The following is a 26,107-nucleotide window of genomic DNA, read 5'->3' as shown; positions in this document are numbered from 1 at the left end:
GGGAATTAGATATGAAAAAGATATTTGCAAAAGATTTTTTATGGGGCACAGCAACCTCAGCTCATCAAGTAGAGGGAAATAATATAAATTCTGATGTCTGGGCAGAAGAATATTCAGAGGGTTCACCTTATAAAGAAAAATCAGGAGATGCAGTAGCTCATTATAGACTTTATAGAGAAGATATTAAGCTTATGGCGAGTTTAGGATTAAAAGTATACAGGTTTTCAATTGAATGGGCAAGAATAGAGCCAGAAGAAGGATGTTATTCTAAATCAGAAATTGAACATTATAGAGATGTTTTAAATTGTTGTATAAATAATAGAATAATTCCAATGGTAACTATGCATCACTTTACCTCTCCACGTTGGTTAATGAGAATAGGTGGGTGGTCTAATCCTAACACAGCAGATAAATTTGCTAGATATTGTGAGGTGGTTTTTAAGGAGCTTGGAGAATTAATTCCTTATGCATTAACTATGAATGAAGTTAATCTTCCTATAATGCTTCATGAGCTATTTGTTAATTTTAATTTCATACCACCAGTTGGGGTAGAAGCTAAATCCTGGACAGCACCAGGGTGGAGAGAATCTGCAGCAAAAGCATGTGGTGCGGATATAGAAAATTATTTTACCTTTCATATGGCATCTGATGAAGCTTCTATTAAAATTATTAAGGATGCTCATTTAAAGGCAAAGAGAGCAATAAAAAGAATTAATCCCAATACTAAGGTAGGATTATCACTAGCGCTTCCAGATGTTCAGTTTGTTAAAGGTGGAGAAGAAAAAGCAAAAGAAGCTTGGCAAAAGTATTTCAAACAATATTTAGATGCAATTAAGAAAGATGATTTTTTCGGTATTCAAAACTATACAAGAGAAGTATATGGAGAAGATGGTCAAATCCCTTTAGGTAAGGATATAGAAGTAACAGGAGCAGGTTATGAATTTTATCCTGAAGGCTTAAAAGGAGCCATAAGAAAAGTAGGCAAGGATTTAAGTATACCAATTATAGTCACAGAAAATGGAATTGCTACTAATAATGATGAAAGACGCATAGAGTTTATTAAAAGGGCGGTAAAAGGAGTTGAGGCTTGTATAGAAGAAGGCATAAATGTTAAAGGATATATTTATTGGAGCACCTTTGATAATTATGAGTGGACTTTTGGTTACAGCATGAATTTTGGTGTTATTGGAGTAAATAGAAAAACACAGGAAAGAATAGTAAAAGAAAGTGCAAGAGTTTTAGGTAAAATCTCCAAAAATAATGGATTAGATGAGGTGAATTAAATGAGCATTAAAGCGGTTATTTTTGATTTGGATGGAGTTATAGTTTCAACAGATGAGTATCATTATAGAGCATGGAAGGCTATGGCTGATGGTGAAGGAATATATTTTGATAGAACTATAAATGAAAGACTTCGAGGGGTTAGTAGAATGGAGAGTCTTGAAATAATTTTAGAGAAGTCTCAAAAAAAGTATACTAGCGAGGAGAAGATTCACTTAGCAGAAAAGAAGAATTCTATATATAGAGAATTGTTAAATGAATTAAAGCCAACAGATATATTAAAAGGAGTTAATAAAGTACTAGAAATCTTAAAAGAAGAGGGAATAAAAATAGCTATTGGTTCTTCCAGTAAAAATACACCTACAATTTTAGAGAAGATAGGAATGGAAAAATATTTTGATGCAGTTGCTGATGGTAATGAGATAAAAAACAGCAAACCAGATCCTGAAGTGTTTTTACTAGCAGCAAAGAAATTAGGAATAAATAAAGAAGAGTGCTTAGTTGTAGAAGATGCAGATGCGGGAGTTGAGGCGGCACTTAATGGTGGAATGAAGGTTTTAGCTGTTGGGTATGCTTCTAATAATAAAAAAGCTAGCTACAGATTTAAGGACTTGTCCTATGTGGATATTAAAGAAATCATATAGTTACAATTTTTTACATGAATAAATAAGAATAGGATGATGAATATGGATAAATTAAGAATTTCGAAAAACAAAAGATATTTAGTAAATCAAAATAATAAGCCATTTATTTGGTTGGCCGATACAGACTGGACAATAGCTCAAAGATTAAAATGGGATGATGTAGAATATTTAATGCAAAAAAGAAAATCACAAGGTTTTACAGTACTTCAGATTGTGGCACTTGATCCGGAACAAGATAGAGAGATGAGAAATCCGGTTGGAGAAAAAGCATTATTAAATAATAGTTTAGATACCCCAAATGAAAAGTATTTTCAGTATTTAGACTGGATATTAGATAAAGCAGAAGAGTATGGTTTTTACGTATTATTACTTCCAGTATGGGGGGAACTTGTTGTAGGGCATAATTGGATGGGTGAGTTTTCAGAAAAAATTATTACAGAACAAAATGCTTATGAATATGGAAAGTGGATTGGTAATAGATACAAAAATAGAAAAAACATAATTTGGTGTCTTGGTGGTGATAGGCAGCCTATTCATCTTGAAGTAGATTACAAAAAAGTTTGGAGAAATATGGCTGAAGGTATTGCAAAAGGTGTTCTTGATAAGAACTTAAAATACAATAAAAACAGTGATGCTTGGAAAGAACTACTTATTACATACCACCCATGTCATGAAGCAGAAACTGGAAAGTGTTCTACCATGTCTTACTGGACAGATGATGATACGTGGATATCTTTTATAACTATTCAATCAGGACATGGAGTAACACCTAAAAATTATGAGTTAGTTAAGGCTGAGTATTGTAGAGAAAAGTATATGCCAGTTTTTGATGGAGAGCCGGCATACGAAAAAATGCCAACAACTTGGCCAGCAAAGCCCAGTGATTTTCATGATGAATGTATTATAAGAAAAAGAGCGTACTGGAGTTTATTTGCAGGTTCTTTTGGTCATACTTATGGTCATGCATCTGTGTGGTGTATGATTTCGGATAAAGAAAAAGATAGTTTAAGAAAGTACTCTTGGTTTGAAGCTTTAGATCATCCAGGTGCATGGCAAATTAAAATATTACGTGATTTTTTAGAATCTAGAGATTTAAGTCAATGTATACCAGCTCAAGAAATACTGATAGAACAGAGTAAAAAGTCTGAGGATATCATAGATGAACATATTCAAGCCTGCATAGAGACTAATGGAAGGTTTACTTGTATTTATTTTCCGTCTGGTGGAGAAGAAACGATAAATTTAAGTAAGTTCAAAAAGGATAATTTACAAATGTGGTGGTTTAATCCACGAGATGGAAAATGTTATTCACAAGAAAACATAATTTTAGAAAATCCGATAAGCTTGCCTAGGGTTTTTAATGGAAAAATAGTAACACCTACTTGTGGATATAAACAGGATTGGATATGCATAATAGAAAATAAAGATAATGATTCAACAATACCTGGTAAAGCACAATTTTATGGAGAAATGCCTATACCACCTGAGGTTAGGAAAGTATTTCCTGCGTGGTAACATAATTTAAGGCTCAAAGAATTTGCATATAAGGATAAAAAATAAACAAATAAGGATATTAAAATAAATAGTACTATCAAGTTATACTATTGTTATAACAGAATGTAAAGGTAAACATAGTGAAAAGGTTAGGGGATGTTTCATATGTTAATAAAAAATATTAAACTTTGGGAACATAATGATTACGTAAAAGTAGAAGGGTATATACTAGAAAATTCTATGGAATTTCAAGCAAATAAAAAGAAACCAGCTATAATAATTTGTCCTGGTGGAGCTTATCTTGGAACTTCAGATAGAGAAGCAGAACCAGTTGCAATGAGATTTGCAGCAGAAGGATACCATACATTTGTACTTAGATATAACACATATTTTACTGAATGGATAAGTGACTTTAATAATCTACCAAAGCCCAATGAAAAATCAACATATCCAGCACCTCTATTTGATTTGGCTAAGGCTATGATTACAATTAAAGAAAATGCAGAAAGTTGGTTTGTTGATACTGAAAAAATATACTTATGTGGTTTTTCAGCAGGAGCTCATTTAGCTGCAAGTATGGGGGTTCATTGGAAGGATGATTTACTAAGAGATAAGTTTCAAGTTGAAAGTGAAATGTTTAAATGTAATTCAATTATCTTAGGATATCCACTATTAGACTATGAAGTTATGAAGGAAAAGTTAGAAGAAAGTTCTGATAAAATGCTTAGAGGTCTTTTTGAAATTTCAAATAAGGCTGTATTTGGTAAAGTAGAGCCAACAGATGAAGAATTAAAGAAACTTAGTCCTGTAAACTATGTATCTAAAAACACACCACCAATATTCATATGGCATACAGCAAATGATGGATTGGTATACGTAGAAAATTCTTTGAGATTAGCAACAAAATTAACTAAAAATAAAATCCCATATGAGCTGCATATTTTTGAAGATGGTCCACACGGGTTATCCTTATGTGATGAAACCACTGCTGGTGAAAAGACACATATTAATCCTCACTGTAGTGCTTGGTTTCATATGGCAGTGGAATTTATAAAAAAACATTAAGGCAAGAGGTGTCACGAATGAAGATAACAAGAATGAAAACAAATCATATAGAAAATCCAATAGGTTTTTATTTAGGCAAGCCTAAGGTTTCTTTTGTGGTTACAGATACGAATGCTATAAAACAGGAAGCAGCACAAATAAAGGTAGCATTAGATGAAAATTTTAATGAAATGGTTTTTGATAGTGGCAAGTGTGAAAACATAGATAGTCTTGGATATGAGCTTAATTTTGAACTTAAGCCGCGTACTAGGTATTTTTGGAAGGTTAAAGTGTGGGCAGACAATGGAGAGACTGCTGAAAACACAGCTTTTTTTGAAACTGCAAAGCTAAAGGAAGCATGGCTTGCAAAGTGGATAACAGCAGATTTAGATAATAAAATAAATCCGATTTTAATTAAAGACTTTTCAGTTAAAAAGAAGGTTATAAGTGCAAGAGCATATGTATGTGGTTTAGGCTTATACGAGTTAAGTATAAATGGAGAAAAAGCAAATGATGAATACTTAACACCTAACTATAATGCTTATAATAAGTGGCTTCAATATCAAACCTATGATATTACACATTTAATTAGGCTTGGTGATAATAGAATAGAAACGATACTTGGAGATGGATGGTATAAAGGGCGTTTTGGCTTTGAAGGTGGAAAGTCAGAAATATATGGAGATAAACTTTCACTTATTGCAGAAATTGTAGTGCAATATGAAGATGGAACTTCGGATACAATAATTTCAGATGAAAGCTTTAAAGCGAAAAAAAGCAAGATAGTTTTTAGCAGTATTTATGATGGCGAAATTTATGACGAAACCTTAGAGGATGAAAAGTACTATAAAGTAAAGAAAATTAATTTAGGACTAGAGCGACTTAAAGAAAGACTTAGTTTGCCGGTTGTTATAAAGGAAGAGATAAAACCAATTGAAATTATAAAAACACCAAAAGGTGAAACTGTTCTAGACATGGGACAGAACATGGTTGGTTTTATAAGATTTAAGGTAAATGTTAAAAGTGGAGAAAAAGTAAAATTACAATTTGGAGAAATACTTCAAGAGGGTGATTTTTATCGTGATAATTTGCGTGAGGCAAGGGCAGAACATATATACATATCAAATGGGGACGAAAAAATTATAAGGCCGCACTTTACTTTTTATGGTTTTAGATATGTTAAGCTTTCTGGATTTGGTGAAGAAATTAACTTAGAGGATTTTACAGGCTGCGTGTTGTATTCAGATATGGAGGTTACAGGGCATATTGAAACTAGTAATGCTTTGGTAAACAAATTATTTCTAAATGCTATGTGGGGTCAGAAGGGAAACTTTGTAGATACTCCAACAGATTGTCCTCAAAGAGATGAAAGAATGGGGTGGACTGGGGATGCACAGGTATTTTCAGGCACTGCTTTGTTTAATATGGATTCCTATGCATTTTTCAATAAATACTCTTATGATCTTTTACGTGAGCAAGAAGATAGAAATGGAATGGTGCCAATGGTTGTTCCAGCAGTAGGTATGGAAGGTGGAGGCTCTAGTGCTTGGGCTGATGCCGCTACCATTATACCTTGGAATGTATATCTCTATTACGGAGATAAAGCTATACTAGAGCAGCAATTTCCTAGTATGAAAGCTTGGGTAGATTATATTAAAAGGGAGGATGAGGCTTCGGGATCAAAAAGACTTTGGACTACGGGCTTTCATTTTGGAGATTGGCTTGCTCTAGATGGTGAAGATCCTAGTATGCCAACAGGAGGAACAGAAGAAAGCTTTATAGCTTCAGCTTATTACTGTTATTCTTCAAGTATAGTATCAAAAGCAGCTAGGGTAATAGGTAAAGAGGAATTAGCTAAAGAATATGAGACATTATCAAATGAAATACGAGAAGCAATTGTAGATGAGTATTTCAGTAAAAATGGACGTTTGGCTTTAAAAAATCAAACAGCGTATATAGTTGCACTATTTATGGATTTAGTGCTAGAAAACCATAGAAAAAGAGTTGCTAAAGATTTAAATGATAGAATATCGCAGGATAAGGGATATCTAAAAACTGGCTTCGTAGGAAGTCCATATATATGCAGAGTTCTATCAGAAAATGGTTACAATGAAATGGCATATAAGCTTTTATTAAATAAGAAATATCCTAGTTGGTTATATCCAGTTACCATGGGGGCTACAACTATATGGGAGCGTTGGGACTCGGTACTTCCAGATGGCAAGATAAGTGGAACGGGAATGAATTCCTTAAATCATTATGCATACGGTTCTATAGCAGAATGGATGTATAGAAATATGTGTGGTATAAATCCAACTGTAAAAAAGCCTGGTTTTAAAAATATTAAATTAGCTCCAATGCCAGATTATCGTTTTAAGTACGCAAAGGCAAGCTTTAATTCTCCTTCTGGTTTGTATAAAAGCAGTTGGGAGATTAAAGAGGATGGAAGTTTAGAATTTAAGTTTGTAATACCATTTAATTGTGAGGCAGAACTAATACTACCAGACGCAGATTTAGATAAGGTATATGTTAACGGTAAGCTATTAAAGGAAACTAAAATAAATATACAAAAATTAGTAAGTGGAACGTATGAAGTTAAATATATGCCAATAAAATCATATATAAGGTATTACAATATAAATATGAATTTAAAGGAATTATGTGTAAATCAGGAAGTTAGAAGGATAATTTCTGAGGAAGTGAAAATGCCTATATCAGAGGATATGGTAAATAATCTTGGTGATAAAGCTATGCCAGAATTAGCTCATTTACCGTTTTTTAATGTAACTGACGAGGAAATGAATAGAGTAGACAAAAGAATAAGTAATATTAAAATAGACATAGAACAATAGTAGTTTTTATAGAGTTGTTTATAGAAAAAAGATTCTGTAAGCAACTCTTTTGTAATATTGTACATATGTAATACATAAAATTAGTGTAAATTTATAAAAAAGTAAAAATGTGTAGTTGTAGTATAAAGAAAATGCTATAATCATAATTAATTGGAAAAATATTTGGGGGTGTATTGTAAATGTTTACAGACGTATTGGATAATAAGAATTTTAAAAATCCTATTCTACCAGGGTTTTATCCTGATCCATCAATATGCAGGGTAGGGGAAATTTATTATATGGTTAATTCTAGTTTTGCTTTTTTCCCTGGAATACCTATATTTCAAAGCGCAGATCTTGTTAATTGGGAACAAATTGGACATGTATTAGACAGGGAATCTCAGCTTAAATTAGATGGCGCATACTATTCTGGTGGAATATTTGCTCCTACTATAAGGTATCATGAGGGTGTATTTTATGTTATAACTACTAATGTTGATAATAGAGGAAATTTTATTGTAACTGCAAATGATCCTAAAGGTCCATGGTCAGAGCCATACTTTATTGAAAATGCACCTGGTATTGATCCATCATTATTCTTTGATGAGGATGGAAAAGTCTATTATACAGGATGTAGAGAAACTGAAAACCCAAGATTTTTTGGAGATTCAGAAATTTGGCTTCAAGAAATTGATTTAGATAAAATGCAGCTTAAAGGGGAAAGCAGCACTATCTGGAGAGGAGCTTTAAAGGATGTAAAATGTCCAGAAGGACCTCATATATATAAAATTAATGGAATGTACTATTTAGTTATTTCAGAAGGTGGAACAGAGCAGTACCACGCAATTACTGTTGCTAGAAGTAAAAATATATCTGGACCTTATGAAGGAAATCCAGGTAATCCAATCTTAACCCACCGACATCTTGGAAAAGACTATCCTATTTCAAATACAGGACATGCTGATTTGGTTAAAACTCAAAATGGTGATTGGTACATGGTTCTTTTAGGATCTAGACCTTATGGTGGATACTATAAGAATCTTGGTCGTGAAACCTTTTTAGTACCAGTGGTTTGGGAGGATGGATGGCCTATAGTGAGCCCTGGAACAGGAAAAGTGGAATTTGAATATCCATTTCCAAACTTACCAAGATCAGATAAAGGGCAAGAGGAAATTCGTGATGATTTCGATAAAGAGGTTTTAGATTATAAATGGAATAGTCTCCGTACACCTAAAGAAAAATTTTGGAGTTTGAAAGAGAGGCCAGGTTTTCTTAGGTTAAAGCTTAAACCCATGAGAATACTTGATGTAGTGGAAACTAAAGGTGATAATAATTATAAAAAGTATGCTGAAGAAAGTCCTAGTTTCTTAGCAAGGCGTCAGCAGCATATTAATTTTGAAGTTCTAACTAAAATGGAATTTACCCCTGAAAATGATAAGGAGACAGCAGGAATTGCATTAATTCAAAATAATAATCATCAATTTAGGCTTGAATATTCAATGGAAAATGGACATAAGGTTGTACGTTTAGTTAGCTGCAAGAGAGAATGCAAGGAAAATTATGTAATAGATTATGAGGGGAAGAATATTGAATGCACAATTAATAGTAAAGTTTTTGAAGCAGATGTACTGTATTTAAAGGTAACAGCTATTGGTCAGGAATATAATTTTTATTATGGTTCTTCATTAGATGAAATGAAGCTTTTAGCTGAAAATGTAGATGGGAGAATATTGAGCTGGGAATTAGCAGGTGGTTTTATAGGAACCTGTATAGGTTTATTTGCAAGTAGCAATGGAGAAGCTAGTTGTAATCATGCTGATTTCGATTGGTTTGATTATGAAGGAAAATAAAATATGTAATTATTAAAGAATTGCCATGAGAATCATATAGTTCTTATGGCAATTCTTTTTTTATTAAACATACTTATCTAAAAAAAAGTCGGATTTTAGTAAAATTAATACATGTATTCATGTTTTTTTCTGTGTTAAAATGTTTACATAAAGAGGAGAGGAGTGGAGTAATTGTTAGATATATTTCAATATCCAGAGATAAAATTCCCAAAAGAATTCTTATGGGGAGCCACAACCGCTGGAGTTCAAATAGAAGGAAATAACTCTTCATATCATGATAGTGAAGAATTAGCACCTAAATTTGCCTTTGGAGGTATGCCCTATGAGTTTCCTAAGAAAGCCTGCAATAGCTATGAACTTTATGAAGAAGACATCAAGTTATTAAAGAGTATGAATCTAAATTTATATCGTATGTCTATAGAATGGTGCAGAATAGAACCCGAAAAAGGAACTTTTAATGAGAAAGAGTTAAAACACTATTTAACTATATTAGAGAGGCTTAAGGAAGAGGGCATTAAAGTATGCTTAACACTTCACCATGTATCTCATCCAGTATGGTTTCATAAAAAGGGCGCTTTTGGTACCTTAGATAATATGAAGGATTGGGAAGAATACTTAGAGTATGTAGTACCAAAGGTAGCAGAATATGTGGATTTTTGGATTGTTTTAAATGAATTAAACCTTCCTTTTGAATATTCACTTACCGAAAGACTTAATATGGTGCAATATCATGGAAGAGGATATCATATTATTAAAAAATATTCTTCTAAACCTGTTAGCTCAGCACATTCTTACTCTGAAAAGCAGCCTAAACGTGGATATAACGATAAATTAGATAAGCTTATGGCAGATTATATTGATTATACTGAAAACGAATTCTTTTTCCATGCCATACGCACAGGAGAAATAACGGCACCTTTTGTGGATGCAAAATATGTACCAGAGGTAAAAGGAACTTGTGATTATTGGGCACTTAATACATATATCAGACAGATGATGGACGGAAGACGAGAAAACTTTAGAAGTGATAGTTATACAGCGACACATTTTAAGGCTATTGAAACTCCGTTCTATACAGAAGAGATTTGTCCAGATATTATGATACAAATGCTGATGAGAATGAAAGATAAGCCAGTATTAATTACTGAAAATGGAATTGCAGCAAATGATGATAGATATAGGGTTGTGTATATATCTGCGATGCTTCAAGCACTTAATGAAGCTATAAGAATGGGAGCAGATGTAATAGGTTACTCACATTGGTCCTTATTAGATAACTGGGAATGGGGAAGTTACAATCCAAACTTTGGTTTAGCTACGGTAGATAGAAGAACATTTGAAAGAACACTTAAAAATAGTGGTAAGTTTTATGGTGAAATAGCTAAAAATAATGGATATAATCAAGAAATATTAAGAAAATACCTAAAAGAATTACCTTCAATTATAAATTTTAAAAATATATAATGTAGTATTGCTGCATTATATAAAATTTTAGATAATGTGAAAACGAATACAATTAAATAGGGCACGGTGGAATTTATATATGTAAAAATTTGAATACGTGGGGGATGAAAAAATGGAAAGTAGAGTATTTGAAAAAACGCAATTTGGAAGATTGTTATTGGGAGCGGTTTTAGGACTAGGAACGTCAATAGCACCATTAGTATTACTAGGCTTCGGGCTTGCACAGTTTAATATTATAAGACTTGTGGGAAATGCTAGTGCTACAGCGGTATACGGTATGGTAGGTGGAATTAGCGGAGTAGCAATAGTAATAATGAGTCCCTTAGGTGGAGTTATTGCAGATAAAACAAAAGTTAGGTTTGGAAGAAGAAGATTTTGGATGGTGGCAGGAAGCATAGGTGGAGCCTCATCCATGCTTACATTTACCTATGCACCAAATGTACCAGTACTTGTTGTAGGTTACATTTTAGCTAACTTCTTTTACGGTTTAGTAACACTATCCTGTTATGCAGTAGTTCCAGAGCAAGTAGATCCAGAAAAATTTGGAAGAGTATCAGGCTTATTTGGAGCAGCAGCGCCAGCTTGTGTAATGATAGGTCAGGCTGTACTTGGGGTATTTGCCGCAGTACCTGTTCAGCAAAAGCTTTTAGCTATTTTAATAATACAAGTAGTTGGGGGAATATCAGCAGCACTTTTAATAAAAGATAAACAGTATACGGGAAATAGGGAAGAAAAAAATAAAGGAAGATTATTTGATAATTTCTATCCAAGTATAAAAAAATATCCTGAATTTACATGGGCACTGTTAACAAAGTTATTTATAAATGTTACAAATGCAGGATTAAGCATGTTAACACTTTTCTACATAACAAGATTTCATTTAGGAGAAGCAGATATATTTAAGGTTATGGCATATCAATCACCATCAATAATGTTAATGGTTGTGTCAGGAATATTTGGAGGATTTATATCAGATAAAATAAAGAAACAAAAACCCTTTGTAATGTTAGCAGCCTTAATAACAGGAATATGTATGATTGCCTTTGCATTCTCAGGAAGCGTAAGTTGGGTAATAATGGGGAACTTTGCCTTTAACTTTGGCTTTGGAATGTATACAGCAGTAGATAATGCAATGGTAAACAGAATATTACCATCAAAAGAGGATGCAGGAAAGCATATAGCCATAATGAATACAACAGTAAATTTATCCTCAGCCTTTGTTACTTTTTTAGCACCAATGTTAATAACATTAGGGGTAAAAACTCTAGGTGGAGACGGATATACATTATTTTTCTTAGTACTTGCAGTATTTTCAGTATTATCAGCATTAGTTGTAATGCCTATTCCTGAAGTAGCAAAAGATAATAAATAAAATTTGTGGGATAAACTGCACTTTTAAGTGCGGCTTATCCCAATAATACTATAATGAGGTGTCAAAATGAAAATAACTAATTTAAAAACAAATCATATAGAAAATCCAATAGGTTTTGATTTAGGAAAGCCTAGCTTTTCTTTTATAGTGACGGAAACAACTGCAAAAAAACAGATTGCAGCCAGAATAGAAGTATCGAAAGATGATGAGTTTAATAGTGTGATTTTTGATTCTGGAAAAAGTAAAGAAATAGACAGTCTGGCTTTTCAGCCTTCAATAGATTTAGAACCAAGAACTAGATATTATTGGAGAGTAACAGTATGGGCTGACAGTGGAGAAATTTCAACTAGTGAAGTTGCCTATTTCGAAACAGCAAAAATAGATGAGTCATGGAAAGGAAGCTGGATAACACCCAACTTAGATAGTGATATACATCCAGTGTTAATAAAGAAATTTAATATTGAAAAGACTATAAAATCTGCACGTTTCTATGTTTGTGGTTTAGGTTTTTATGAAATTAACATTAACGATAAAAAATGTGGAGATGAATATCTTTCACCAAATTTAAATGCTTATGATAAATGGCTTCAGTATCAAACCTATGATATTACAAATGAATTAAATTTAGGGAAGAATGAAGTGGAAATTTTACTTGGAGCTGGAATGTATAAGGGACGTTTTGGTCTTGACAGAAAAGAAAACATATATGGAGATAAATTTGCACTTTTATGTGAAATAGTAATCAATTTTGAAGACGGTGAAAGTCTTATAATAAAATCAGATGAAAGCTGGAAAGTTAGAAAGAGCAAAATTTTAGCTAGTGGCATTTATGATGGAGAGGTTTATGATGATACTTTTATTGATTCAACAGATTATGGTGTTAACAAAATAGCTTTAGGCTTTGATAGATTAAAAGCAAGATTAAGTCTTCCAGTAAAAATAAAAGAAAAATTAAAGCCGGTAGAAATAATAAAAACTCCAAAGGGTGAAACAGTTCTTGATTTAGGCCAAAATATGGTTGGGTGGCTTGAGTTCAAAGTAAGAGCTGAGAAGGGTACAGAAATAAATCTTCAGTACGGTGAAATTCTTCAAGAAGGCAATTTCTATAGAGACAATCTTCAAAGTGCTAAAGCAGAGTTTAAATACATTTCTGATGGTACAGAAAAGCTTGTCAGGCCACATTTTACATATTATGGATTTAGGTATGTAAAAGTAAGTGGATTTGAGGAAGAAATAAATAAGGATGATTTTACAGGATGCGTAATATATTCTGACATGGAGACAACAGGACATATAGAAACTAGTAATGAATTAATTAATAGATTCTTTTTAAATGTTCTATGGGGACAAAAAGGAAATTTCTTAGATGTTCCAACAGATTGTCCTCAAAGGGATGAACGTTTAGGCTGGACTGGAGATGCACAGGTTTTCTCAGGGACTGCCAGCTTTAATATGGATACTTTTGCTTTCTTTAATAAATATGTTTATGATATAGCGCGTGAGCAGGAAAATAGAAATGGATTAGTGCCTAATATTGTACCAGTAGCAGGAACAAATGTTAGTTGTTCAAGTGGATGGTCAGATGTAGCTACAATAATACCTTGGACAATTTATGTTCAGTATGGTGATAAAAAGATTTTAGAGCAGCAATTTGAAAGTATGAAGGCTTGGGTAGACTATATTAAAAGAGAAGATGATAACTCTTTTAGCACAAGGCTTTGGACAACTGGTTTTCAATTAGGAGATTGGCTTGCCTTAGATGGAGAAAACCCTGAAAGCTTTGCAGGGGGAACGGAAGAAAGCTTTATAGCTTCAGCATATTATTACTATTCAGCAAATATTGTTGCGAAGGCCGCAAAGGTATTGAAAAAAGAAGATATATTTAAAGAATATAAAGCATTAGCAGATGAAATAAAAGGGGCTATAAAAGAAGAATATTTTACAGGCACAGGACGATTGGCGCTTAAAAATCAAACCGCATATATACTAGCTATTTATATGGATTTAGTACCAGAGGGCAAAAAGGATAGAGTAGTAAAAGATTTACGTGAAAGATTCAAACTAGATAAAAATTATTTAAAAACAGGGTTTATTGGAACACCGTATATTTGCAGAGCATTATCAAAAAGTGGATGTAATGATCTTGCATATAAAATTTTACTTAATAAGGATTACCCTAGCTGGTTATATGCAGTTACAATGGGAGCTACAACTGTGTGGGAACGTTGGAATTCAGTACTTCCTGACGGAAAAATAAGCGGTACACATATGAATTCCTTAAACCACTATGCTTATGGTTCTGTTGTGGAATGGATGTATAGATATATGGCAGGAATAAATCCTATAGAAGATAAGCCTGGATTTAGATATGTTAAATTAGAACCTAAGCCACATTGCAGCTTTAAGTATGTAAATATGAGTTATAAGTCTCCGGTTGGTATATATGAAAGTAAATGGGAAATAGATAATGAGGGAAAATTAAAATTTTATTTTAATATTCCATTTAATGCAGAAGCTAAAGTTATATTACCAGATGCAAGGTTTGATAAAGTTATGGTTAATGGACAAAAATTAATAAATGGAGCTCAAAAAGGAGATAATATTGTAGTTGAGCTTAATAGTGGCACTTATGAATTTTGTTATGAACCGACTATAAGTTATATAAAGTATTACAATATTGATTTTAGCTTAGAGGAACTTATAAAGAATGAAGAAACTAAAAAAATATTAGAAGAAACACTGCCTATAATGCTTCCACAGGGAATGATAGAAAAGGTTGGGGATAAGTCTATAAGAGAACTCTCAAATATGCCGTTTTTCCCTGTATCAAGTGAATTATTGGAAAAATTAGATGAAAAATTAGAAAAAATAAAAGTAGTTTTTGAATAAAAAATAGTGGAGGAATCAAAGCCTCCACTATTTTGATTTTCTATACTGCTGAGGTGATTTTTTATAATGTTTTTTAAAGGTTCTTGAAAAATGATCAACAGAATTATAACCAACGTATTCTGAGATTTTTTCTATGGATAAGTTTGTATTTGAAAGATAATTTTTTGCATCAGACATTTTTAATTCTGTTATTAAAGCTACGAAATTTAAACCTAAGTTTTTTTTGATTATAGTACTTAGATGAGCCTCACTGTAATGAAAATGCTCAGCAAGAGATTTTAAGGAAAGCTTTCTATAATTGTGCTTTATGTATTGGAGTATAATGGAAAAATCGGTGTTCATGTCATAATTGTAAAATTGAATTGTTTCACTATGATTTCTGAGAATATTGGAAAAAAGTATATTTGCCCAGCTAATACTGCAATTGTTGTAATATATATCTCCTCTATAATTTTCCATAATTAGATCCTTTATTATTATTTTAATGTCTTCAGAATTATTGGTATGAAATAAAATATAATTGGGTTCTGTTTTTTCATAAAGTATGGTTCTAAAAAAGTGTGAAAGTAAATCCTCTTGAGAAAGAAGTGTAAAAAATGCGCTGTCAAAGGTACTCTTTTTTATAGCAATGCTAATTATAATGGAACTTGTATTTTCAACAACAATATTGTGAAAAGACATTGGTGCGATTATACACAATTCCCCCTCCGCAAGTGTTTTTTTCTCTTTTTCAAATAGAAATTCACAGCTGCCTCTAAATACATAAGAGATTTCAAAGTAATTATGAAAATGCATTTCATCATTTAAATAGTTGAAATGTTTAAAAACAAAAATATCACTATCATTAGGAAGTATATTAGATTCTTCTATTTCTGTATCAGAATTAACAGTTATAACTGGATTCATGTAAATGGGTAATTCATATAGTAATTTATAGAATTCATTATCAGGTAAACGGCTCCACAGCATTGATTTATCTAAATTAGGTTTAGTTGTTACATAGTCTTTTTTTTCATAAGCTTCCATAACAACTTCTTTAAAGCCTCTTTTCTTTCCAGAGCCAAGATAAGAGTTTGTTAAAATAGCTTGAACCATTCCAGAGGTAATGTACATGTCAGGCATTTTTTTCACTCCTTAAGGAAAATAAACTTGAATTATATATGAAAATTTTTAATACAGCATTGGTGTTTGAAGTATTTTAAACGTTTCCAACTTATATTCTATAGCAAGTTAACTTAGAAACGTTCAAGTATCCATAATTAAAACGTTTCTCTATTCACCTCTAATTATATAGATTTTTTTCAGGTGAGTAAACAAATAAGAAGTTTTTCTTAGGGATGGATTTAAATTTGAAAACTGAATATCATAACAATCCTAAGTTAATGCAATATTCTTAATTTGTTGGAGATAATAGACTTGTAATAAAATTTTTATTTTATGGGAGGAAAGCATATGTTTAAATCAAAATACATTAGAGTTGCAGTAAGCTTATTAGCTTTGATTTTAACTTTTGCAGCTTGTAGTAATGTGACTACCGATAAAAAAAACACAAATATGAAAAATGTTGTTTCATATTTATATACTGCAAATGAAAGTGGGAGTGTATCAAAAATAGATTTATCTACAAATAAAGTGGTGGAAACAATTAAAGACAAAGGTACTCCACATAATGTTCAAGTTTCTCCAAATAGAAAGGTAGTGGCTTATACCTCACCTGTTAAAATGGAAAAGGGACAAACAGAACACGGAAGCATGGGTATGAATGGATCAGCAGTATTTTATGATGCCGAGTCAGGAAAACTTATAAAAAAGGTTGAGGTAGGTGTACATCCTGCACATATAGTGTTTACTCAGGATGGAAAGTATGTTTTAGTAACTAATAATGAGGATAATAATGTGTCTATAATTGATACAAATACTTATAAATTACGTGCTAATGTAGCTGTAGGTAAAGGACCTCATGGATTTAGGATTTCAAGTGACAATAAATTTGCTTATATAGCCAATATGGGTGAGGATACAGTTAGCGTGGTGAATATAAAGGAACAAAAGGAGATTAGAAAAATCAAGGTAGGTAACACTCCTGTTACAACAGGAATAACAAAGGATGGAAAAACCTTAGTTGCAACAATTAACAGCGAAAACGCTGTAGCAATAGTAGATTTAGCTACAGATAAAATTGAAAAGATTGCCGTAGGAGTTGGGCCAGTTCAACTGTATTTAGATTCTAATGATAAATATGTTTATGTAGCTAACCAAGGTAATGAAGATAAACCATCAAATACTGTTACAAAGGTTGATTTAGAGAGTAAGAAGGTTACAGCAACTATACAAACAGGGAAGGGAGCCCATGGAATAGTACTAAGTCCGGATAACAAATATTCATATGTAACCAATATGTACGAAGCGACAGTTAGTATAATAGATAATTCTAAAAATAAAGTAATTACAACAATACCAGTTGATAAAGAGCCGAATGGCATAAGCTTTAAGAAATAAAATGAGATAAAAAATAATGGCTGTATTTAAGTGATAATAAATCATTAACTATAGCTATTATTTTGTTTAAAATATATGAAAAAATTCGATTTACCTCTTACAGTAATGAAATAGTACATGTTGAAAATGAATTCCTTTACAAACAAATAATTATATATCTTTAAGAAAATGATTTCAATAGAAAAATATTTTTATTAACAAAAAATTCATAAAATGAAACGTTATCTGGTAAAAAATTGCTTTGAGTTTCTGCTTGAAATATTTTATTATAATATTGAAAAGAAATTAAGGAGTGATTTAGAATATGAAAGAAACAATTAAAAAGATATTTAATTCAGAGTACTTTAAGAAAATGATGATATACTCAATATTTAGTAGTCCTAATTTATCAAAAAATGATTACATGTATTTTAATAACATGCTTAGAGAGATGGATTCTGATAAAGTAGAATTAAAAAAGGCTTCATAGGTTTTAAAAATAAAACTTATGAGCCTTTTTTTTATTTTCATTTATATGCTTCTTACATATTTAAGTAATCAATAATGTGAAGGGAAAGTTCATAGTTATATAATCGTTCATAATTGTCTAAGGACAAATTAAGCAGCTCTTCAATTTTATTTAAACGGTAAAAAAATGTACTTTTGTGTATATGAAGTTCTTTTGAGGCTTTCATTGCATTACGGTTTTGCTTTAAATATGTACTTAAGGTTAGGAATAATTCACTTTTGGATTTTTTATCGTGCTCTATTAAAAAAAGAATATCTGGATGAATTGAAGCAAATAAAAATTTTTTATCTGTGCAGTAGGATAGTAAAGCATCTGTTACTTTATTTTCATAATAAATTATAGTTCTGTCTTCTTTTTTAGCAGCTTTAATTATACTTGAAGAACTCAATAATTTATATGCTTGAAGATAATATTCACGTAGCTGTGAAATATTAGTAAAGCAGTAACTTAAAGATACTGTAAAACAATTAAACTTCAAAAAATTTTTAAACTTATACTCTTCTAATTCACTAAAAGGATTATTTGAATTTTTGCTAATAAGTATAGTTAAATGCTGATTGTAGTAGGCTATTAAATCTGTTGGAAAAATAATTTGAAGTTGATTTTTTAAATAATTTATTTTAGAAGAATTAAGAACATCTTTATTAGTACTTGAAATTATTAAGAACCAAAGGTTAGAGTAAAGAGGACGTCCTAATTGATTAAAGAGTTCTTTAGAATATTCAGCATTATCAATAGGCTTTTCTATTAGATCAATTAAAAGGTATTCAAATTGAGCTTCGCAAGTGCCATAATAAAAGTTGCATTTTTGCATTTCTAAGGACAAAATTCCTGATAAAACATCTACAATTTTAAGATCTAAATCAAAAAGATTTCTAACCGTATTACGAACGCAAATATAACCAACTACAGAGTTGTTAATTCTTATTGGACAAAATACCATATGGTAATCAAGGTATTTAGATTTGAAGAAAAATGAATTTTTTGCATGAAAAATTTTATCCGTAAGCTTTTCTTCCTGCATGGTCTTTAAGTTATCTAAGGGTAAATAAAGTGTTCCATCTTTATTAGTTATTAACTCTGTTGAGCTATGTTTAGGATAGGTTGCTATTACAGAATAACTAGAGTTACAAATAGTAATAGAATTATTTAAATATTTATAAGTTAATTTTAATATCGCATCTATGCCATCATTTCTTAAAAGGGAGTTATAAAGAATGTCTTTTATTTCATTGAGTCTTTTATCATAAGCATTTATTTCCATGCGTTCACATCCTTTTATAGTTGAAAATTGGAATTAAGCATAACAAGTGTATTACGTTAAATTGGAATTTGTAAAGATAAGCATCTGTAATTGAGATTACATTTTGATTATTTGTTTTCTTTATATTATTTTCTATAATCCTTTCTAATAAATGGCTCTTCAATACATTCAGAAAGAAGTAATTTGTATTTTTGTGGATGTCGGTATGCGTTGCCATGTACTTCACGACTTCTATAATCTCTGATTTCATCGATAGGAAAGTCGGCTATATAAATTCCCTCTTGTTCACCAGCTTCTATCATAAGCATATCCCTTGAACCAAGGCCAGAAGGTTTGTATGCAATTCCATCAAACGCTGAAGAATGGCCATTGCAGTCAAGGTTACCTTTTGGATAATTGACAGTTGCAATGCCAACCATATTTTCATAGGCTCTTGCCCGCAACTGTGATATGCGGTTTATCTCCATAGGGCAAGCGTTTGGTACTAAAATAATCTCAGCACCTTTTAACATAAGGATTCTAGCACTTTCTGGAAATTCCCTGTCATAGCAAATCATTGCACCTATTTTTACATTGCCTTGCTCAGTGTCTAACCTAGCAACATAAAAATCATTGCCTGCAGTAATTCTACACTCATCGCCAAAATCACAAGTGTGTATCTTTGCATATGTAAATACATTGTTACCAAAACGATCAAACAAGCACAAGGTGTTTCTTGGTAATGGATTATAATTTTCAAGGAAGGTTATTCCGATAGCCATATTGAGATCTTTCGCAAGATTGCTAAATGAATTGACAAATGCACTATCAGCAAATACAGAGTTTGCTTTCAATTCATCAATATCTTCTGGAATGTTATAGCCAACGCTCCACATTTCAGGAAACAATGCAATATCTACACCCATTTCATTACATTTTCTGCAATATTTCAATCCCTTTTGTAGATTGCCGTCTAAAGTATCTTCAGGCATAAGCTGCAATAAGGCTACTTTAAGATTTTTCATAGTAAAACCCACCTTTCAAACTCAGGAAAAATCATGATAGTTCTTGTATTTATACGCACATCTTCCCTACAAATTACTATTTATCTATTTTATTATATCACCAAAGTTGCTTATAATGTTTGGACTTTACCAACCTTTTCCATTACATTATATAAAGTTGGCTTAGCTATATCCAACATAATATATAGTCAATACATTTACTTTGAATTGTTTGCTAAGTTTATTTAGTCTTTTATGAGGAGTTACCGTGTACTGCAAAGTAGTTAACATAATAAGTATAAAAAAGGCAATACTGCCTTTTTAATCTATGAACAATTTAAGAATAATACGAAATACTTACTTTCCTTCTTTCAATCTTTCTAGCTGTTTACAGTTGTTTTCTTCTATCATATCACTACATAAGAATCTTTGATTTGCAGTACTTAAATATATACATTCCTCATAAATACTCATAAATTCATCTTTTGAAATACTAAAATATTGCTCATACCATGCTATTTCACATATCGTAATAGACATTATAAATTCATCTCTAATCAAATCTTTTCCAAGACAAAATAGCTTAGAATTATTAACTTTTATTCTTTGAAAATCCATTTTATTACCTCGCAGTCTAAAGTGCCACATAATTTATGTTATGTGGCACTTTAAAAATTCTAAATTTTATCCGTTTATATCTTATCGCAATTTCTAGAAACGTTAGGGCTATACCTATAATTATATTCTTTTGAAAGTGAAAATGCAGAAAAACAATTTTAAGCGGAGCAAAAAGAAAATAATAAAAAATTAGGCAGGAGAGGAAAAGAACTTAAAGTTAGTGATATTGTATTATACAAAACTATTTCTCAATTTGAGCTTATTATTTTTTATTAGAATATACTTAGGAGTTTTTACGAATAGTTTCTATATACTTGCATTCAGACAAATGTCCAAAATAAAGGCTTTTTTTTACATGATTTTTCAATATTAGAAGGAAGTATTTGTAAGAAGAAAAATATATAATATTGTTAAAGGAATAACAATATTCTTTTATATTTAAAAGAGGAAGTGATAAATAAGGTGGTTAACATTATAATAGATGGAAAAAAAATCAGAGTTAAAGCTGGTGTAAACGTTTTGGAAACGGCGCTTCAAAATGGAATTTACATTCCACATTTGTGTCATCATAAAGACTTACCTGATATTGGAGCTTGTAGATTATGCGTAGTTGAAGTAGAAGGCAAAGAAGGGATTTTTACATCCTGCAAGCTTAAAACAGAGGAAGGTTTGAACATACGAACTAAAAGTGAAAAGATTAATCATTTAAGAAAGCTTGCAATGGAATTAATACTTGCAGCTCATCCAGAAGATTGCTCTACTTGTCCTAAATATGGTAGATGTGAGCTTCAGACATTAATACAGTACATGGAAGTATCAGCAGCAAGAATGAGAACAAGAGTTAAAGGCTTTAAGAAAAATGAAGAAAACCCACTTTTAATTCATGACATGAATCGCTGTGTATTATGTGGAAGATGTGTACGTGCTTGTAAGGATTTAAGAGGTGTGAAGGTTCTTCAGTACAATAAAAAAGATATGGAAACCTATGTGGGAACTATTCATGACAAGTTATTGAAGGATTCGGATTGTCGTTTTTGTGGAGCCTGTGCAGAAGTTTGTCCAACAGGAACTATTCGAGATATGTTAAATTATTCTCCAAGTGAAAAACGTGACAGCTTGATTCCATGTAAAGCAACCTGTCCAGTTCATACAGACATTCCTAGATATTTACGTTTAGCAAAGAAAGGGAAATTTGATGAAGCTACAGCAGTAATACATGAAAAGCTTCCTTTTCCAGAATGCTTAGGTCGTGTGTGTGCGCATCCTTGTGAAGGCAAATGTAGACGTTATGACGTAAATGAAGCTGTAGCTATTCGAGATATTAAAAGATATGCAGCAGAACATTCTAATAATGAATTATGGAAGAAAAACAGCAAAAAGCTTTCTAAAACAGGAAAGAAGGTTTGTGTAGTTGGAGGAGGACCATCTGGACTTGCAGCAGCTTTTTATTTAGCAAAACAAGGTCATGAAGTGGTTTTAAAAGAAGCATACGAGAAGATTGGAGGACAAATGCAGTATGGCATTCCAGCTTACCGTTTACCTCGTGAAGTTGTGGATAAAGAAGTAGCTTATGTTAAAGAATTTGGAGTTAAGGTTGAAGTAAATACTAGAGTAAATATGCCTAAAGAATTATTAAAGAATTTTGATGCAGTATTAATGGCTATAGGAACACATAATGGAGTTCGTCTTCCTATGGAAGGAAACGAGCTTCAAGGAGTCATAGTCAATACAGAATTTTTAAGGAAAGCATCTATGAATAAAGACACTGGTATAGGCAGAAGCGTTATTGTTTTAGGTGGAGGAAATGTTGCATTTGATTGTGCAAGAACGGCTAAACGTCTTGGAGTAGAAGAAGTTCATTTAGCTTGTTTAGAAAAGAAAGAGGTAATGCTGGCAGATGAAGAAGAGATTACACAGGCAGAAGAAGAAGGTATTTTTGTTCATTCAGGGCAAACTTTCGAAAAAATTGTTGGTAAATATAAGGTAGAAGGAGTTACTTTTTGTAATGTTAAGAAATTTTCTTTTGATGAAAACCGTAGGGCTGTGATCGAAAAAGAAGAAGGATCAGAACACACTATTTATGCAGATAATGTTATATTTGCAGTAGGCCAAAGAACTTTAATTAGTGAAGAGGCGGGCTTGGAGTTAGGTCGTGGAAACTCTATTAAGGTTGAAATAGGGAAAAGTGCCAAGACAAATGTTGAAGGAATATATGCCTGCGGAGATGCTGTGTATGGAACTAAAACTGTAATTCAGGCAATTGCATCAGGAAGAGCTGCTGCTAGTGAGATTGACATATATCTTGGTGGAGATGGAGATATTTCAGAAATTTTAGCATCTACAACTGAAGAAACTGTAAATATAGGAAGAATAGAAGGATTTGGACATTTAAAACGTGCTAAAAGCGTTATTATACCTGCAAAAATTAGAAAAGATAATTTTAATAGTTTAGATAAAGGAATTTCTAAAGGAGACATATGTTCTGAAGCAGCAAGATGTCTTCAGTGCGATCTTAGATTTGATATATCAGGGCCAAGACTTTGGAGCGATTATTCAATAAATAAAGAAATGGAGGTGGAAGAAAGTGATAACTAATAATAGCAAAGCACTTGTAGAGGCAGAAAAGCTTGAAAAGGCAGAAGTTATGTCTTTAATTCAAGAAATTTATGATTATGGAATTAAGTCCTTAAAGGTTTTAGATATTATAAAAGAAAAGCCTAATTGTAAAGCTGTAGTTGGAGCACTTAATAATGCAGATACTGATGGAATGCTAAGTATTTTAGCCAAAACTAATCCAGCTGGCATTATAGCAGGTCTTTCTATTCTGGCTACAATAGCTGGGGTAGATGAAGCAGTACTTGTATTAAAAAATAATGATAATGAAGAAGAACTTATGGCAAATGCTAAAACTGTAGGAATTAAGCTTAAAGTACAAGTAAATGAGTTAGTGAATGTGAGAGAATACAAAGATGAGCCTATTTTTCATTTAGAAACTTTAGCTGCCATCTCCGACAAAATAACAGGTATAGAGCCACAAATAATTTTAGCTGTGAATAATGATGTTCCTAAGGAAGTTAAATTTGGTACAAAATTAATAGATTTAGTAGATAAAACAAAGGTTAAAGCAGTCATGATTAATCATCATTTTTATGGAATTGATGTATTAAATAACAATATTACAAAAGAAATTTCCTATGGAAGTGGTGTTATTCATGTTATTTTTCAGGATGAATGTATTGTTCAAAAAACAATGGAGTATATTAAAGCATTAAGAAAGAAAAGCTGTGGAAAATGCACTTTCTGCCGTGAAGGACTATATCAATTAAATACTATATTTGATGACATAGTAGAGAGTAGGTCAAAAAAAGAAGACATTGCAATGATAGAAGAATTAGTTTCGGCAATGAAGCTTTCAGGAAATTGCAGTCTAGGGATAATGGCGGGAAGTCCTGCAGAAAGCGCTTTATCCGTTTTTAAAACAGAAGTGGAAGCGCACATAAAGAAAAAAAACTGTCCTACTAGCAAGTGTTTAGCATTTACTAATATGTATGTAGATCCTGCAAAATGTAAAGGTTGTGGAAGATGTTTGGGAATATGCCCTAAAGCTTGCATTGAAGGTAAAAAAGGATATATTTCTATTATTGATGAATTTGATTGCATAAAATGTGGTAAATGTATAAGTGAATGTCCAAATGAAGCTATAGTTAAAGTGAGCGGGAAATTACCTAAATTACCTACAAAGCTAATAAAAGTAAAAGGAATCAAAAAGGTAGAAGAAATCGTAAATAAGAAGGAAAAAAATAAAAAAAGGCATAGAGTTAAGATAAATATTCCACTTGCAAAAAATAGTGATGAAGCTAGTAAAGTAATATCAGAGGTTAAGAAACCTAAGGAGGGAACTATTATGAAAAAAATGGACACAGATATAATAATTGTAGCAGGAGGACCAGCAGGACTTGCAGCAGCTATAACAGCAGGAGAAAACAATTTAAAATCTATTATTTTTGAAAAATCAACTACAACAGGTGGAGCCGCTAATATGGGAATGGGACCACTTGGAATAGATAGTAAAGTACAAAGAAATAATTTTAATAATATTAGCGTAAAAGAAGCTCTTGATATGCATATGAAATATACTCATTATCGTGTAGATGGAGATTTAGTTCAAACATATTTTAATAAAAGTGCTGATACCATTGAGTGGTTAGAAGATATGGGAGTTGAATTTGCTGGAGCATATCGTTATTTTAAGGAATCAGAAGCAACTTGGCATATAGTTAAGCCTGAAAATGGTGTTATTGGACCTCGTGCTGCAAGTGCAATGGCTAAAATAATGACAGAAAGAGCAAAAGAACTTGGAGCAGAAATATTGTTAGGTACACCAGTTGTATCTTTAATAAAGGAAGATGGAAGGATATGTGGTGTTACAGCGGAAGATAGTGACGGAACCCTTATAGAGGCCAGAGCAAAAGCCGTTATTGTAGCAACTGGAGGCTTCGGAAATAACAAAGAAATGGTAAAAAAAGAATTTGGTTTAACTATGGGACAAGACTTTTTTCCATTCATGGTTCCAGGAATCACAGGAGATGGTTTAAGAATGATGTGGGAAGCAGGAGCTGTAAAATATGGGGCTAATATTGAAGCAATTTATCAGCTGCCAGATAATTTGAGTTGGTTTTTATTAGATGCAGTACTTCGTCAACCTAATCTTTTAATAAATCAGCTTGGAGATAGATTTATGAATGAAGGAGAAATGGGAAATACAACATTTACGGGAAATGCTCTTGCACTTCAACCAGGAAATTATGCTTATTGTATTATGGATGAAGGAGTTTTGAAGCATTATAAAAAAAATGGACCAGATATATTTGATATTGTTCATCCAGCCGATGCATTTCTTTCATTTAGTGAACAAGCAGCTAAAGCAGTAGAACAGGGATATGAAGCCTATTTTGAAGCAGAAACAATAGAAGAACTGGCAGAAAAGCTTGGGATAGCTGCAGAAAAGCTTGAAGAGACTATTGAAGAATATAACGAGATGTGTGAAACAGGAGTAGATACTAAGTTCCATAAAAAGCAAGAATACTTACATCTTATAACAGGAAAAGGAAAATACTTAGTTGGAAAGTTTTATCTTGGTGCTTATGGAACAATAGGAGGAGTACGTATTAATAAATATTGCGAAGTATTAGACGAGGCATTTAATCCAATAGAAGGACTTTACAGTGCTGGTACTGATGCTAATACAATTTATGGAGACAGCTATAATTTCACCTTACCAGGTAACAGTATGGGATTTGCTATTAATTCAGGACGTATGGCTAGTGAAAGTGCAGTAGAATTTATAAAAGAAGAGGAGAGATAAT

Annotated in this window: 17 protein-coding genes; 13 read left to right on the top strand and 4 right to left on the bottom strand. The window is 31.9% G+C overall.

The annotated features are described in order from the left end of the window. Positions 1–11: 11 nt before the first annotated feature. The 9 genes from CLFE_RS16620 (at position 12) to CLFE_RS16580 (ending at position 14,869) form a co-directional block, all read left to right on the top strand. A complete protein-coding gene (locus tag CLFE_RS16620; protein WP_077895507.1) occupies positions 12–1,283 on the top strand; it encodes a glycoside hydrolase family 1 protein in 1,272 nt (423 codons plus the stop codon). Further along, the gene (gene pgmB / locus CLFE_RS16615) at positions 1,284–1,925 is read left to right on the top strand and encodes a beta-phosphoglucomutase (RefSeq protein ID WP_077895508.1); all 642 of its coding nucleotides are present in this window, start codon (positions 1,284–1,286) and stop codon (positions 1,923–1,925) included. A gap of 42 nt (positions 1,926–1,967) precedes the next feature. Further along, the gene (locus CLFE_RS16610; RefSeq protein WP_077895509.1) at positions 1,968–3,440 is read left to right on the top strand and encodes a glycoside hydrolase family 140 protein; all 1,473 of its coding nucleotides are present in this window, start codon (positions 1,968–1,970) and stop codon (positions 3,438–3,440) included. 144 nt (positions 3,441–3,584) lie between these two features. Beyond that, complete coding sequence (locus CLFE_RS16605) at positions 3,585–4,484, top strand: alpha/beta hydrolase (RefSeq protein ID WP_077895510.1); 900 nt, start codon at positions 3,585–3,587, stop codon at positions 4,482–4,484. 17 nt (positions 4,485–4,501) lie between these two features. Next, entirely contained in the window at positions 4,502–7,315 is a 2,814-nt protein-coding gene (locus CLFE_RS16600) for an alpha-L-rhamnosidase (protein ID WP_077895511.1), read from the top strand. 179 nt (positions 7,316–7,494) lie between these two features. Continuing rightward, positions 7,495–9,144: a glycoside hydrolase family 43 protein gene (locus tag CLFE_RS16595; RefSeq protein WP_077895512.1), complete on the top strand. Its 1,650-nt coding sequence runs from the start codon at positions 7,495–7,497 to the stop codon at positions 9,142–9,144. Positions 9,145–9,315: 171 nt separating this feature from the next. Further along, entirely contained in the window at positions 9,316–10,608 is a 1,293-nt protein-coding gene (locus CLFE_RS16590; RefSeq protein ID WP_077895513.1) for a family 1 glycosylhydrolase, read from the top strand. Between the two features lie 112 nt (positions 10,609–10,720). Beyond that, a complete protein-coding gene (locus tag CLFE_RS16585) occupies positions 10,721–11,980 on the top strand; it encodes an MFS transporter (RefSeq protein ID WP_250944647.1) in 1,260 nt (419 codons plus the stop codon). A gap of 66 nt (positions 11,981–12,046) precedes the next feature. After that, positions 12,047–14,869, top strand: coding sequence for an alpha-L-rhamnosidase (locus CLFE_RS16580; RefSeq protein WP_077895250.1), 2,823 nt, complete (start codon positions 12,047–12,049; stop codon positions 14,867–14,869). Between the two features lie 27 nt (positions 14,870–14,896). Here CLFE_RS16580 and CLFE_RS16575 read toward each other — a convergent pair whose 3' ends face one another. Continuing rightward, positions 14,897–15,991, bottom strand: a complete 1,095-nt coding sequence (locus tag CLFE_RS16575; RefSeq protein WP_077895249.1) for an AraC family transcriptional regulator — start codon at positions 15,989–15,991, stop codon at positions 14,897–14,899. 330 nt (positions 15,992–16,321) lie between these two features. On the opposite strand from CLFE_RS16575, the gene CLFE_RS16570 reads away from it, so the two are divergent. Together CLFE_RS16570 and CLFE_RS16565 are read left to right on the top strand one after the other, a co-directional pair. Next, positions 16,322–17,368, top strand: coding sequence for a YncE family protein (locus CLFE_RS16570; protein ID WP_077895248.1), 1,047 nt, complete (start codon positions 16,322–16,324; stop codon positions 17,366–17,368). 304 nt (positions 17,369–17,672) lie between these two features. Further along, positions 17,673–17,837 carry a hypothetical protein gene (locus tag CLFE_RS16565; protein ID WP_169851024.1) on the top strand — a complete coding sequence of 55 codons (165 nt, stop codon included), beginning with the start codon at positions 17,673–17,675 and terminating at the stop codon, positions 17,835–17,837. Positions 17,838–17,889: 52 nt separating this feature from the next. Here the strand turns inward: CLFE_RS16565 and CLFE_RS16560 are convergent, their stop codons facing one another. The 3 genes from CLFE_RS16560 to CLFE_RS16550 all read right to left on the bottom strand — a co-directional run bounded on the left by CLFE_RS16560 (position 17,890) and on the right by CLFE_RS16550 (position 20,741). Further along, on the bottom strand, positions 17,890–19,140 hold the full coding sequence (locus CLFE_RS16560) for a PucR family transcriptional regulator (protein WP_077895247.1): 1,251 nt from the start codon (positions 19,138–19,140) through the stop codon (positions 17,890–17,892). A 125-nt stretch (positions 19,141–19,265) separates the two neighbouring features. Beyond that, positions 19,266–20,144, bottom strand: coding sequence for a carbon-nitrogen hydrolase family protein (locus tag CLFE_RS16555; RefSeq protein WP_077895246.1), 879 nt, complete (start codon positions 20,142–20,144; stop codon positions 19,266–19,268). 336 nt (positions 20,145–20,480) lie between these two features. Beyond that, the gene (locus CLFE_RS16550) at positions 20,481–20,741 is read right to left on the bottom strand and encodes a hypothetical protein (protein WP_077895245.1); all 261 of its coding nucleotides are present in this window, start codon (positions 20,739–20,741) and stop codon (positions 20,481–20,483) included. 462 nt (positions 20,742–21,203) lie between these two features. Here CLFE_RS16550 and CLFE_RS16545 point away from each other — a divergent pair, with 462 nt between their 5' ends. Further along, positions 21,204–23,336: an FAD-dependent oxidoreductase gene (locus tag CLFE_RS16545; protein WP_077895244.1), complete on the top strand. Its 2,133-nt coding sequence runs from the start codon at positions 21,204–21,206 to the stop codon at positions 23,334–23,336. Beyond that, a complete protein-coding gene (locus CLFE_RS24395; RefSeq protein ID WP_349497221.1) occupies positions 23,326–26,106 on the top strand; it encodes an FAD-dependent oxidoreductase in 2,781 nt (926 codons plus the stop codon). The genes CLFE_RS16545 and CLFE_RS24395 overlap by 11 nt, the downstream gene beginning before the upstream one ends. The last annotated feature ends 1 nt before the right edge of the window (position 26,107 follow it).

The sequence above is a fragment of the Clostridium felsineum DSM 794 genome (assembly GCF_002006355.2).
GTDB lineage: Bacteria > Bacillota > Clostridia > Clostridiales > Clostridiaceae > Clostridium_S > Clostridium_S felsineum.
Note: the sequence above shows the minus strand (reverse complement) of the source record. Positions and strands in the feature narration are given on the sequence as shown.

Bases quoted from the DNA above. Each gene is read 5' to 3' on its own strand.
- CLFE_RS16620 (WP_077895507.1), top strand. From the start codon at position 12: ATGAAAAAGATATTTGCAAAAGATTTTTTATGGGGCACAGCAACCTCA.
- pgmB (WP_077895508.1), top strand. From the start codon at position 1,284: ATGAGCATTAAAGCGGTTATTTTTGATTTGGATGGAGTTATAGTTTCA.
- CLFE_RS16610 (WP_077895509.1), top strand. From the start codon at position 1,968: ATGGATAAATTAAGAATTTCGAAAAACAAAAGATATTTAGTAAATCAA.
- CLFE_RS16605 (WP_077895510.1), top strand. From the start codon at position 3,585: ATGTTAATAAAAAATATTAAACTTTGGGAACATAATGATTACGTAAAA.
- CLFE_RS16600 (WP_077895511.1), top strand. From the start codon at position 4,502: ATGAAGATAACAAGAATGAAAACAAATCATATAGAAAATCCAATAGGT.
- CLFE_RS16595 (WP_077895512.1), top strand. From the start codon at position 7,495: ATGTTTACAGACGTATTGGATAATAAGAATTTTAAAAATCCTATTCTA.
- CLFE_RS16585 (WP_250944647.1), top strand. From the start codon at position 10,721: ATGGAAAGTAGAGTATTTGAAAAAACGCAATTTGGAAGATTGTTATTG.
- CLFE_RS16580 (WP_077895250.1), top strand. From the start codon at position 12,047: ATGAAAATAACTAATTTAAAAACAAATCATATAGAAAATCCAATAGGT.
- CLFE_RS16575 (WP_077895249.1), bottom strand. From the start codon at position 15,991: ATGCCTGACATGTACATTACCTCTGGAATGGTTCAAGCTATTTTAACA.
- CLFE_RS16570 (WP_077895248.1), top strand. From the start codon at position 16,322: ATGTTTAAATCAAAATACATTAGAGTTGCAGTAAGCTTATTAGCTTTG.
- CLFE_RS16565 (WP_169851024.1), top strand. From the start codon at position 17,673: ATGAAAGAAACAATTAAAAAGATATTTAATTCAGAGTACTTTAAGAAA.
- CLFE_RS16560 (WP_077895247.1), bottom strand. From the start codon at position 19,140: ATGGAAATAAATGCTTATGATAAAAGACTCAATGAAATAAAAGACATT.
- CLFE_RS16555 (WP_077895246.1), bottom strand. From the start codon at position 20,144: ATGAAAAATCTTAAAGTAGCCTTATTGCAGCTTATGCCTGAAGATACT.
- CLFE_RS16550 (WP_077895245.1), bottom strand. From the start codon at position 20,741: ATGGATTTTCAAAGAATAAAAGTTAATAATTCTAAGCTATTTTGTCTT.